Here is an 11,433-nt window from a genome sequence, read left to right as displayed (position 1 = left end):
GAGAATCCGACGGTGAAAACCGCTCAGCTTCCGATGTTTGAATCCAATGACTCCTATGATCGACTAAGCTTCTCGCCATCGGGACGCTATCTTGCGGTGGGCGGCAGAGTCGACATTCTGCATGTGTTTGACTTAAACGAATCGACTCTCAAACCGATCCTTTCACGTCACAACGATTCGGGGACACACTGCCTTGCCTTTTCGCAGGATGACCAACAGCTTGTGTTTATCGGTGGAAATGAACTCGAGGTCATACACCTGCCGAGCCGCGGATCGCAGCGGTGGCAAACCAGTTTCGAACGGGCCAGTTGCGTCGAATTCACACCTAATGCCAAGCAACTCGTCGTCGGTTGGGAAGATGGATCACTGTCTGCCATCGACATTAAAACGAAACAGCAACAAGCGATGCTGCATGGGGTTACCTTTTCAGGTGAATTTGCCATGCGTCCCTCAGCGATTCGCTTGCTTTCGAACCATCGGTTATTAATGATGACCGACAGTGGGACACTTCAATTCTGGGACATGGACAAGCAATTGCAACTGGGTACGCTGGCCGTTTGGAAGAGTAACTATTGGGACAGTTACTGTGACGCCATTCGCATGAACCACGATGCAACAAAATTGATTATGGGGTACAATAACGACGATGAATCACGCATTTATCGCTGGCATATCCCCTCTCCGGAACGCACGAAACAGGACAACAGGTATGCAGCGCGTTAAAGCTCGTCTTGGGTTTCAAAAACACCACGGGCATGGTCCACTGAAAATTCATCCGCGAGGATTCACTCTCGTGGAACTGCTGGTCGTGATTGCAATTATCGGGGTGTTGGTGGGCCTGTTATTGCCCGCAGTTCAAGCGGCACGGGAAGCATCGCGTCGCATGTCGTGCAGCAACCACTTGAAGCAAATTGGTTTAGGGATCGCCAATTATCATGCCGCGTTCAACCTGCTGCCGCGAGCTTGGTGGTTGGACACGCCGCCGGATGCGTTTAACGGCAAACCCTGGGGGGTGACGCTTTTGCCCTATCTCGAGCAGCAAGCTATTTACGACGAATATGACCACGAAACCTTGCCGGCAGATCAGCTGAGTCCGCGCAACGTCGCCTTGGTGCAAACGCCGATTGCCGGTTATGTGTGCCCTTCCACGCCGGGAACCCCGGCGGACCGCAAATATACTTTCAACGCAGTTCCCGCAGGCTTGCCGTTCACCGCGACGAATATAGCCCCCGCCGATTATTGCCCGACCACCGGCGTCGCCGGAACGTACGCCAAACACGCCTATGGAAACGCTTTGTTAAACAATCGCGAAGGAGCGATGCAGGTCGTTAGCGCGGCGTTCGGCGGCCATCAGGATGGCAGCTTTGCCGGGGTCCTCGACGGGTTGTCCAACACGTTCCTAATCGGTGAACGCACCGGAGGCCCGGTCGTGTTCAGCGGCGGTCGCGAAGATCCGCTGGCGACCGCAAACCTGATCGGAACCGAAGGGGGCGGATGGGGTGATTTGGTCAATGGCGAACACTGGCTTCAAGGTTCGCTGCATGGCGGGCTTTCCTGGCCGCCTCAGGCCGGTCCCTGTGCGATTAATTGCACGAACGCTCGGGGATTCGGGTTCCATAGTTTTCACGTCGGGGGCTGCTACTTTGTCTTCGCCGATGGCTCGGTTCGATTCTTTACCGCGTCCACCGATCCTAAAATTCTCTCTGCCCATATTACTCGTCGCGCCGGTGAAGTCATTGACTCTGTTCAGTAATCCCCAATCAGGCTTGCTTGTTTGTAGCCTTGTCGCAATCCTTTGTAACTCAGGGTGCAGTGAATCGAACGTGCGTGATGACATGGTGAAAATCACGGGGGTCGTGCTTGTCGATGACGAACCCGCCGAAGGCGTCGTGCTGAGACTGCATCCCAAAACCGGCAGCGCGGCAATCTCCTCTGGAATCACCTCCAAAGACGGCAGCTTTCAAATCTCGACCTACAGCCTAGGCGACGGCGCACCGGTAGGCCAATATGTGATCACGTTTGTGTGGAGCGAGTTTGATAATCTGACTCGCACCCAAGTCGGCGATCGACTCGGAGGTAAGTATGCCTTCTACGACAAATCCAAGATTGAGTGGGCCGTTCCCGAAACGGACGTGTTCGATGCGGGCACGATCGAGTTGCGGCGATAAGTGCTGTCGTGATGGGATCGGCTTGGCACGCCCGGATGCTTGTTTCCGATTACTCAATACTTACTCAATGACCGTGGCGATGCAGCCTTCGCATGTGGCGGTCGCGCCAGGGTCAAAATGAGTTCGTCGCGCGAATCCGATCGCCAATCCTTGTTGGTCGTCGACCTTCGTCACGCTCGTCAATCGCACGACAGTTTTTCCTTCCGACTCGAGCGTTGTGCCGGCTTCGGGTAACGTGCCTTCGATCGATAGCCGCACGCGCTTCTTTTGTACCTGGCCTAGTGCGTCCAGCCGTGCGACCGTTTCCTGGCCAAGATAACATCCCTTGGTGAACGAAATCGTCCACTCATCGCGATTGATTTCTTGTGGCAAATTTGAATCGTCAATGTCGATCCCATACCAGGGGAAACCGGCAACCGTGCGTGCATGATGGAACGAGGCTTCGTCGCCAAGCGGCTCGGTCAAACCTTCATTGACACTGGCCATTGCAGCATCAAGGTCACTCCGCTCGATCAACACCATCCAACTCGCGTCGTTAAGCCAGCGGACTCGGTAGGTCGCACCGGCGGTCTCGCCGATCGAACCGTCCCACCACGTCAATGGATCTTCGTGCGGCGCCGACGGCAAACTGGAGAACAGAAATCCGACAAACTCGTCATCGCGGATCGTCACCACGGCGTCTTCGCGAATCGTATAGCGATCGGCGTGAGCGGCGAAGGTTTCCGATTGGCGTTTCTCGGCGACGCCCGCGGCTCCGATTAAACGAAAGCCGTTTTCGCGACGGAAGATGTGGAAATGTCCGAGCGTTTTGCCTCGCACATCGGTCACGAAACTTTCACAGCCCTGGCCAACCGCCAACGATTTAACGTCGTTGGTGGTCAAGTTGTGCAAAATCACCGCCGCGTCGGCCCCGTCGATATCAACCACCGAAAGCGATGAAAGCAGATGAATTTGAGAAGTCGTCATAAGATCGATCAATGGGGAAACGAGCAGGTGGGGGGGCGGGAAATCGCCGAGACCTCTGGCGAGCCATTTTCGCTGATCGCTGCGGAACACGTAAGCCCCAAACGAAGTTCGGTTCGTGCGGATTGTCGCGATTCGCTCGGCGATCAGCGACTTTGAAACGCGGAGATTGTCGCCCTCTTGGGCAACGCGTTCGGTTGTCGCGAAATTCGTCAAAGCATTTGTTTTCAGGGATGGCCGAAACGTTTGACCGGGGGGCGGACGCTGCTTACAGTTCGATGCCCGTTTTGCCGTCCCAGCGAACGAAGCCTTCGATGGCCGCGTATTCGGCTAGCCCCAACAAGTCGTACCGCTGCGCGGTGTCGGCATTGCGGGCCTCGGCACGTTGCCAAAATTCACGCATATCCGATCCGGGAAACAGGGCGCGATCCTTCTGTGATTCGTGCTTGAAAATCGCAACTCGTTTCCGCTCGACTTCTTGAGGGCTCAGCGGAACCGCCATCTCGATATCTTCGGGAGCCCACTCTTGCCACGCACCTCGATACAGCCACACCGCGCACGCTTCGTACCACGGGTCTTGGCTGCATTGTTGACAGGCCTGCAAAATTGCACTTAAACAGACCCGGTGGGTACCGTGGGGATCGGACAAGTCGCCTGCGGCATAGATTTGATGCGGCTCGATTTTTCGCAGCAACTCGACAGTGATGCGAATGTCCTCGTCACTCAGCGGCGCTTTTTTGACCCGCCCAGTTTGATAGAAGGGCAGGTTTAAAAAGTGCAGGTTCTCGTCCTTCACGCCACAGCAACGGGCGCCTTCCCGTGCCTCGCCGCGGCGGATCAGCCCTTTGATTCGCTGGATTTCATCGCTGTCGACCTGCCCGGATCGTTTCTTTCGCAAGAACTCGTCCACGTGATCTTCGAGCTGCTCGAGCCCTTCGGCGTGGATCTGAAACTCGCGGCAAAAATCGCCTGCGAACTCCGCGAACCGAATCGCATCTTGGTCAAAGACCGCAATGTTGCCCGAGGTCTGATAAGCGATATGTGTATCGTGCCCCTGATCGACCAAACGGATCAGCGTTCCGCCCATCGAGATCACATCGTCGTCGGGGTGAGGCGAAAAGACGATGACTCGTTTGGGGAAGATGTCGTCGCGGTGCCCCGGTCGATCGCCGACCTGTTTCGCGTGGGCTGGTTTCCCGCCGGGCCATCCGGTGATCGTGGACTGCAGATGCCGGAACACTCTCAGATTAATGTCGTACGCGCTGCCGTGATTGGCCAACAGGTCCTGGAACCCGGCTTCGTTGTAATCGGCTTCGGTCAATTTTAATATTGCCTTGCCTAGTCGTGTGGCCAACGAAATGACCGCTCGCCGCGTCGTCGAGTTGTCCCATTCGATGGGCCCGACCAACCACGGCGTATCAAAGCGGGTCAATCCCGACGCGGCCGCCTCGTCCAAAAACACTTCGGCACCTGCGTGTCCTTGCAAAAAGGAAGCGGGAATTGCCGGAGTCGCATCTTGTTCGACGGTTTGCAAAATGATCGACGCTTTGCCTTCGCCGAATCCGAGCAAAAAGATTTGCTTCGATTCAAGGATCGTGCCGACGCCCATCGTCAACGCATGACGTGGAACGTTCTCGGCACCAAAAAAATTGCTGGCCGCATCGATTCGCGTAACACGGTCCAACGTGATCATGCGAGTTCGCGTCGTGCGTTCGCTGCCGGGTTCGTTGCAGCCGATATGGCCGATTCGGCTAAGTCCTAGGATTTGAAGGTCGATTCCACCCGCCTCGGCAATCTTGGTCTCGTAAGCCGCGCAAAACTCGGCGACCTTTGATTTTTCGATCGAGCCATCGGGAAAGTGGATATTAGCTGGATCGATATCCACAAGGTCGGTCAAATATTCATGCAGAAACCTTGCGTTGCTTTGCAGTTCGTCCGGTTGCATTGGATAGTATTCGTCCAAGCTAAAGACGATCACGTTGGCAAATGACAGCCCTTCGTCACGGTGTAATCGAACCAGTTCTTCGTAGACACGCGTTGGTGACGATCCGGTCGCCAATCCTAAAACGCATGATTGTCCTGCTGCCGCACGCGAACGAATCAACGTGGCGATTTCATTGGCCGCCGCGATGCTGGCGTCCGAGGCCTTGGCAAAGACGCGGCACGGTATCTTTTCACGCAGCGTGTAATCTGCGGTGTGGTCCGTGGATGTTTCCGTCATGATTAAAATCCTTCCTTAAAAATAAGCCGAGTGCCAAGGAGCGAGCGAAAGATAAATATTCAGTTTCGAGTTGGAGCCAAACCCCAGCGAGCATGCTTGATGGCTCGATCGAGTCGGTAACTGGGTAGCGGCGCTACGACCGATCCCGCGCCACCATCGCGGCTCCGATCATGCCCGCCTGGTTGCCGAGCGTGGCAAATTCGATTTTCATATTTCCGCCGACTTGGACCAACGTGGTCTGTTTCACACTTTTTTGAACGTCCGCTAGAAACCGTCGCCCGGTTTCGGTTTCCATGCCGCCGAACGTCATCGCTCCGCCCAACAGCACGACTGCGGGATCGGCAACTTGGCCTAACATGCCGATCGCACGCCCGACATAAGCTGCGGTATCGGCGATCACTTTTTGGCATAACTCGTCGCCGGATTCTGCTCGATTGGCGATCCGCCGCGGTGTCAGCCCCTCGGCCTCTTCACCGCTTAGTTGGACCATTCGAGCAATCACGCCCGCCGCGCCTGCATAAGTTTCCAAGTGGCCGCGACTTCCGCAAGTGCAGGGCAGGGCATCGGCAGAAAAGTCGATCGCGATATGCCCCAGTTCGCCAGCACAACCGTGATCTCCGCCGTGCGGATTCCCCACGACGACCATCCCACACCCCACGCCCGTGCCCAAGGTGATCAGTGCTAGCGATTGCACTCCGAGCAAACGCGAGGCATGTTCGGCATAGGCAGCCGCGTTGGCATCATTGACCACCATCGATGGCAAACCGCTGATCTGAGCCAGCTGATCTCGAAGCGGGACACCAAGCCAACCGTCGAGATTGACGACTTCGCGAAGCTCGAATGCATGCGAATCGAGCACCCCGGGAACGGCCAGTCCCACCCCCGCAATCGGTCGTCCTGAAGCAAATTCCATTGCATGGCGAAACACGTTCTGAGGCGTTTTCAGTAGCGAAGTGGCGGTTCGTTCGGTCGCGACAATTTGGCACGCTCCGTCGACCAATCCCAGTTTGACGTCCGTTCCGCCAACGTCGATACCGAGATACAAGGGAGCAGAGTCGGAAGCAGGCATGTGCAGTGGGGGGCAGAGGAAGCGGAGAGCAATTTGTCAGGTGGCAGCAGTGGGGCATCATCATAATCGCAAAACGGTCTGCCGAGTCATGGGGGGGACCACTCATTCCGAGGATGTGGCAAAAATCTGTCGCCGACGATGATCACGTTCGGCGATCCAATGTTCACTGCGATGGGATTAAGATTATGATGAAGGCGAAATTAATTCTCCCCAACTCGTTTCCCGCATGAGTGCCCAACATGTTTCATCCGACGCGGTTTCATCGCATCTTTTTCGCAGCGACCGTTGCCCTCTGCTCGTTTTCGTTGGTCCACGCCGAGGAAACGAAAAAAGAGAACTCCGAAACCGGAAAATGGGTATCGCTGTTCAACGGCAAAAACCTCGAAGGATGGACCCCTAAATTTCGTTACCACGAGCTGGGTGACAATTTCAAAGACACGTTTCGAGTCGAGGACGGCTTGTTAAAGGTTCGCTACGACGGCTACGACAAGTTCAACGAAACGTTCGGGCATCTGTTCTACAAAGATTCGTTCTCGCATTACCGATTCCGGGTCGAGTACCGCTTTCTTGGCGACCAATGCAGTGGCGGCCCTGGATGGGCGTTTCGCAATAGCGGCATCATGATTCATGGCGAAAAGCCTGAAACGATGAGCCGAGACCAGGATTTTCCGGTCTCGATCGAAGTCCAACTGCTTGGCGGCGACGGAAAGAATCCCCGCACCAACGCAAACCTCTGCACGCCTGGGACAAACGTGGTGATGGACGGCAAGTTGTTCACGCCTCACTGCACCAGTTCGTCGTCCGGCACGTTTCATGGCGACGACTGGGTGACCGTCGAGATCGAGGTGCGTGGCAACGAAATCATCAAGCACATCATCGATGGCAAAACTGTGCTTCAGTACAACAAGCCACAATTGGATCCGAAGGACGCTCACGCAAAAGAGTTGTCCGAGCAACAGGGCGGCATCCAACTGAGCGGCGGAACGATTTCATTGCAATCGGAAAGCCACCCTTGCGATTTCCGCAAAGTTGAAATCATGGTGCTCAAGCAATAGGCTGCGGTTGTTGCGAGTCGAGCGATGTGAGTTGCTCGGAAAAGGAATCGAATTCCTCGCCACGCGAGAACTGGTCGGCTCGCAGTCTACCCGCACAAACCAAGCCCCAGCAGGGACATGCCAACCAATGGAGCGAGTCCAATGTCCACCTATGCCAGCCTGCATTACCACATCGTGTTCAGCACGAAGCAACGCACGAACTTCATCCATCGCTCCTGGGAGAAGCGTCTGCATGAATACCTTGGCGGAATTGTGAAGAACCTTCAGGGGTTTCCGCAAGGTGTTGGAGGCGTCGAGGATCACATCCATCTTTTGTGCGGGCTCAAACCAACGCATTGCATTTCCGATTTTATGCGTGAACTCAAAAAGTCTTCATCTACATGGGTGCACGAGACGATCGGGGAGGATAAATTCGCTTGGCAAGATGGATATTCAGTGTTTTCAGTCAGTGCAACAGCACGCAATGCGGTGAAGGGGTACATCAAGAATCAGCGAGAGCATCATCGTGTGAAGTCATACCGAGAAGAACTGATTGAAATGCTCGATGCTGCGGACATCGCGTACGATCCAAAGTATCTGGAATAGCAACTTTCGTTGTTATCCCAAAACCAATACATCGATCCCGGAAGGGATCAAAGCGATTAGCCGGTGGTTGAGCGCAGCGACACCACCGGAAACGCGTCACGCAAAGCATGCGCCGACCCTGGAGGGGTCGAAGACGCTTTGACCCTTTCAGGGTCAGTATCGCCTTGTCTAGCCACCCGAGGGTGCGTGGCTGTGCCACGACCCTCGGCTAATTGCTTTAATCCCTATCGGGATTACGACAATGCCGCAGCGCAACGCGAAACGCGACCGATTGGTCAGAGCGTTCGTGTGTTCTACATGCCAATCGCCAATTCAACGCGGGCGAGCTACGAGCAGCAGAGATCCAAGCCATCGAGCAATTTTTCGGCGGCGTCGCTCTTGTTCAGCACGTAATAATGGATCCCTGGTACACCGTTTTTGATCAAATCAATCGTTTGCTCGCGAGCGTGATCGACACCGATGCTGAACTGCGACTCTTCGCAGTCGGTCGAGGTCATGGCGTCGGACAACACGCTCGGAATCGCTGCTTTGCACATCGATGCGATCCGCAACGCTTGCTTGAAATTGGTGACCGGCAGAATTCCCGGTACGATTGGCACCGTGATCCCCGCAGCAACGCAATCGTCACGGAAACGGTAGAAGTCGGCGTTGTCGTAAAACAATTGAGTCACGACGATGTCTGCCCCAGCATCCACTTTGCGTTTCAGGTTCTCTAGGTCGGTCTTGCCGTCCTTGGCTTCTTGGTGGACTTCGGGATAGCCTGCGACCAGGATGCCGAAGTCGCTGAAGCGGCTGCGAATCAGCTCCACCAATTCGTTGGCGTAACGCAGGCCACCCTCGACCGCTTCAAATTGCTCGCTCCCCTTGGGCGGATCGCCACGCAATGCGACGATATAATCGACGCCTCGATTTTTTGCTTCGGACAAGTAGTCTTCCAGCTGAGCGACGGTTGAACCCACGCAGGTCAAATGGGATGCCACCGGTAATCCGGTGATCTGCTTGACCTTTTCCACGACGTCCAGCGTTGTGCCCCGAGTCGAGCCGCCGGCGCCATAAGTGCACGTGAAGAAACTAGGGTTAAATTCCTTTAAACGCTCCACATTCTTCATCAACGTCTCGATTCCCGCCTCCGTTTTGGGTGGGAAAAGCTCGAACGAGATCGCACAATCGGATGAGTTGAAATGAGACGCTAAAGACATTACTTCTTAGTTCACAGAGGGATTTTCAAGGCCGGCAGCCGGTGCCAACCTACGCATTGTAATCAGATGACGTGCGGGTTGAATCCCCTAGCAAACCGAGGGATGCCGATCCACGATTCGTCCCCGAAACCCGATTCCGAGCCCCAAAGCCCGGCCAAACTACGCGGGACGTTTGGCGCCCGGCCACTCCGCTGGATCCGCAGATCCACGCACCACCACCCCTTTCTGATTCCAGCCCAAATAGGCATGCACGTCGGCCGGGCAATAGCGAAGCGTTAACCCACACCGTCTGCGGTCGCTGACGTTCGGGGACGATCCGTGCAGTAACAAATCGCTGTGAATCGAAATCTGTCCCGCACGCAGCGGAGTTAATTGGTGAGTCCCGTATTGCTCGGGGCGATCCACCGTTTGATCCAGCACGTTGCCCGCGTTTGAATCGCTGACCTCAAAATCAATCAGCCCGTGTTTGTGAGATCCCGTAAATACTTCCATACATCCGTTTTCAGCATCGGCATCGTCGATCGCCAACCACACCGTCACTGCTTTGGTAGGTGTTAACGGCCAATAACTACAATCTTGATGCCAATCGACACGCTTGCCATCCCCCGGCATTTTGCAAAAGAAATGCGATCCCCAGCCGATCACGTTCTCGCCCAACAGGTCCGCGACGAAACGGACGGTTCGCTCGTTCGTCAACAAATCCCACACCGGTGCATGCTTTAGATGGGCGCTGCTGATCGAGTAGCTGTCCTTGCCCGCTGCAAACGTATCCGCCAACAATTGATCAAAGTACTGGCGGATTTCAGCGATTGCATCGGAGTCGTAAACATCCAGCGGTCCGAGATATCCGTCATCGTTCCAGCGACCAATCTGCTCAGGCGTTAGCAGTAGCGGTGAATCGTTGTGGGTGGGGCAAAAGCCAATCTCACGCTGCTGAGACCCAATCGAATCACGATCGGGAATGATATCAAAGTCAGTTTTGTTCATCAGGGACTTTCCACTTCCTCTCTGGGGGCGACGAAACAAAAGGCGAGTCAAGGAAACGGTGGCAGTTAGTCGCCCCACGATGATTCTCTTCGACACCAAACGCGGTGGTCAACCCACCCCTCGCTCGCGACCCAGTTTGCCTGCGGTGCCTAGTTTTCCTGTCTTGTGGAATGCTAGCGTCGATAACCGCTTGATTTTTCGTGAAACATTGCAAATACGACTTGGTCCTTTTTTGCAAGTTTCGTTAAACTTCCAGGCCTACGCAGCCGAGGCACGCTGCCCACACCGTCACAGGTTGGACGCAAACGAAACGATTTTGGTGACGCAAGCGGCAGAGGAACCTTTTGCAATTCTTTTCAAATGATTTGAAAGAACGGCGGCTGTAACGTGTTTTGCAGGGACGCCCACATCGCTGAACTCGCAAAACGGTAATGCCACGGAGTTATCCCAGGGAGGGAACCCATGCCGGGCGAGTCGTTCCGATTTATTCACGCTAGCGATTTTCATCTCGAATCTCCTCTCGGGGACCTCGATGCGATCCCGAGTCACCTTCGTGACGCGATGGCCGATGCGCCACGACGCGCGGCAAAGGCGGTTTTTGAGGCCGCGCTGGCCGAAAATATCGATTTTGTGGTGTTTTCCGGCGATCTACTGAATCCTCAAGCCGCTGGCCCGCACGGGATGGCGTTGCTGTTGGATTATTTCGAGAAGCTGAACGCCAAGAAAAAGCCGGTATTCTGGGTCGCTGGCAACGCGGATGACCCGCAAAAGTGGCCCGAAGCCGCCCCGCTGCCTCCCAACGTTACGTTGTTTCCCAAGAACAAAGCGATCGCGGTCCCCGTTCAACGCGCCGGACGCACGATTTGTGTTGTCGTCGGCCGCAGCAGCGAAGGTCGTTCGTCGCTGCATGTTCCGAGTTTCCGCGTCGACCCGAGTGACGAATACACCGTCGCGGTCGGTTATGGTTCTTCGGACGCCGACGCGCTGAAAGAAGGCCGTTTCGACTATTGGGCTCTCGGCGGCAAACACAATCGCCAGGAAATCGAAGGAGGTGCCGTAGGAGCCGCGGTTTACTGTGGGGCTCCGCAAGGCCGCTCGCTCGACGAACCTGGCCCGCACGGTTATTCGATTGTGGACGTCGACGCCGAACAAACCACTCGAGTGCACGAAATTGAATGCTATGCAT

The 11,433-nt window shown here is 55.4% G+C and carries 11 protein-coding genes; 6 read left to right on the top strand and 5 right to left on the bottom strand.

All coding sequences use genetic code 11. From position 1 onward, the window contains the following. The 3 genes from ABX962_RS18645 to ABX962_RS18635 all read left to right on the top strand — a co-directional run. The coding region (locus ABX962_RS18645; protein ID WP_372721543.1) for a WD40 repeat domain-containing protein at positions 1-723 on the top strand (723 nt) is incomplete at its 5' end. Next, a complete protein-coding gene (locus tag ABX962_RS18640; RefSeq protein WP_372721542.1) occupies positions 710-1,753 on the top strand; it encodes a DUF1559 domain-containing protein in 1,044 nt (347 codons plus the stop codon). The genes ABX962_RS18645 and ABX962_RS18640, both read left to right, overlap by 14 nt. An 82-nt stretch (positions 1,754-1,835) precedes the next feature. Further along, positions 1,836-2,168 carry a hypothetical protein gene (locus tag ABX962_RS18635; protein WP_372721541.1) on the top strand — a complete coding sequence of 111 codons (333 nt, stop codon included), beginning with the start codon at positions 1,836-1,838 and terminating at the stop codon, positions 2,166-2,168. Between the two features lie 60 nt (positions 2,169-2,228). Here the strand turns inward: ABX962_RS18635 and ABX962_RS18630 are convergent, their stop codons facing one another. The 3 genes from ABX962_RS18630 to ABX962_RS18620 all read right to left on the bottom strand — a co-directional run bounded on the left by ABX962_RS18630 (position 2,229) and on the right by ABX962_RS18620 (position 6,421). Further along, complete coding sequence (locus tag ABX962_RS18630) at positions 2,229-3,347, bottom strand: folate-binding protein YgfZ (RefSeq protein WP_372721540.1); 1,119 nt, start codon at positions 3,345-3,347, stop codon at positions 2,229-2,231. Positions 3,348-3,399: 52 nt separating this feature from the next. Further along, on the bottom strand, positions 3,400-5,352 hold the full coding sequence (locus ABX962_RS18625; protein ID WP_372721539.1) for a glucosamine-6-phosphate deaminase: 1,953 nt from the start codon (positions 5,350-5,352) through the stop codon (positions 3,400-3,402). A gap of 133 nt (positions 5,353-5,485) precedes the next feature. Beyond that, positions 5,486-6,421 (bottom strand): ROK family protein, encoded by a 936-nt coding sequence (locus ABX962_RS18620; protein WP_372721538.1) that lies wholly within the window; start codon positions 6,419-6,421, stop codon positions 5,486-5,488. A 239-nt stretch (positions 6,422-6,660) separates the two neighbouring features. Here ABX962_RS18620 and ABX962_RS18615 point away from each other — a divergent pair, with 239 nt between their 5' ends. Both ABX962_RS18615 and tnpA read left to right on the top strand, forming a co-directional pair. Then, complete coding sequence (locus ABX962_RS18615) at positions 6,661-7,476, top strand: DUF1080 domain-containing protein (protein WP_372721537.1); 816 nt, start codon at positions 6,661-6,663, stop codon at positions 7,474-7,476. A 141-nt stretch (positions 7,477-7,617) separates the two neighbouring features. Beyond that, complete coding sequence (gene tnpA / locus ABX962_RS18610; RefSeq protein WP_345321272.1) at positions 7,618-8,061, top strand: IS200/IS605 family transposase; 444 nt, start codon at positions 7,618-7,620, stop codon at positions 8,059-8,061. Positions 8,062-8,387: 326 nt separating this feature from the next. On the opposite strand, the gene metF is transcribed toward tnpA, so the two are convergent. Then, positions 8,388-9,260 carry a methylenetetrahydrofolate reductase [NAD(P)H] gene (gene metF / locus ABX962_RS18605; RefSeq protein ID WP_372721536.1) on the bottom strand — a complete coding sequence of 291 codons (873 nt, stop codon included), beginning with the start codon at positions 9,258-9,260 and terminating at the stop codon, positions 8,388-8,390. A gap of 159 nt (positions 9,261-9,419) precedes the next feature. Continuing rightward, entirely contained in the window at positions 9,420-10,247 is an 828-nt protein-coding gene (locus ABX962_RS18600; protein ID WP_372721535.1) for a phytanoyl-CoA dioxygenase family protein, read from the bottom strand. A 462-nt stretch (positions 10,248-10,709) separates the two neighbouring features. On the opposite strand from ABX962_RS18600, the gene ABX962_RS18595 reads away from it, so the two are divergent. Next, positions 10,710-11,433: exonuclease SbcCD subunit D (locus ABX962_RS18595; RefSeq protein WP_372721534.1), on the top strand; the 724-nt coding region annotated here is incomplete at its 3' end.

The organism is Novipirellula sp. (assembly GCF_041583735.1).
Classification (GTDB): domain Bacteria; phylum Planctomycetota; class Planctomycetia; order Pirellulales; family Pirellulaceae; genus Novipirellula.
The sequence above is the reverse complement of the archived record's forward strand: the minus strand, read 5'-3'. Positions and strand labels throughout refer to the sequence as shown.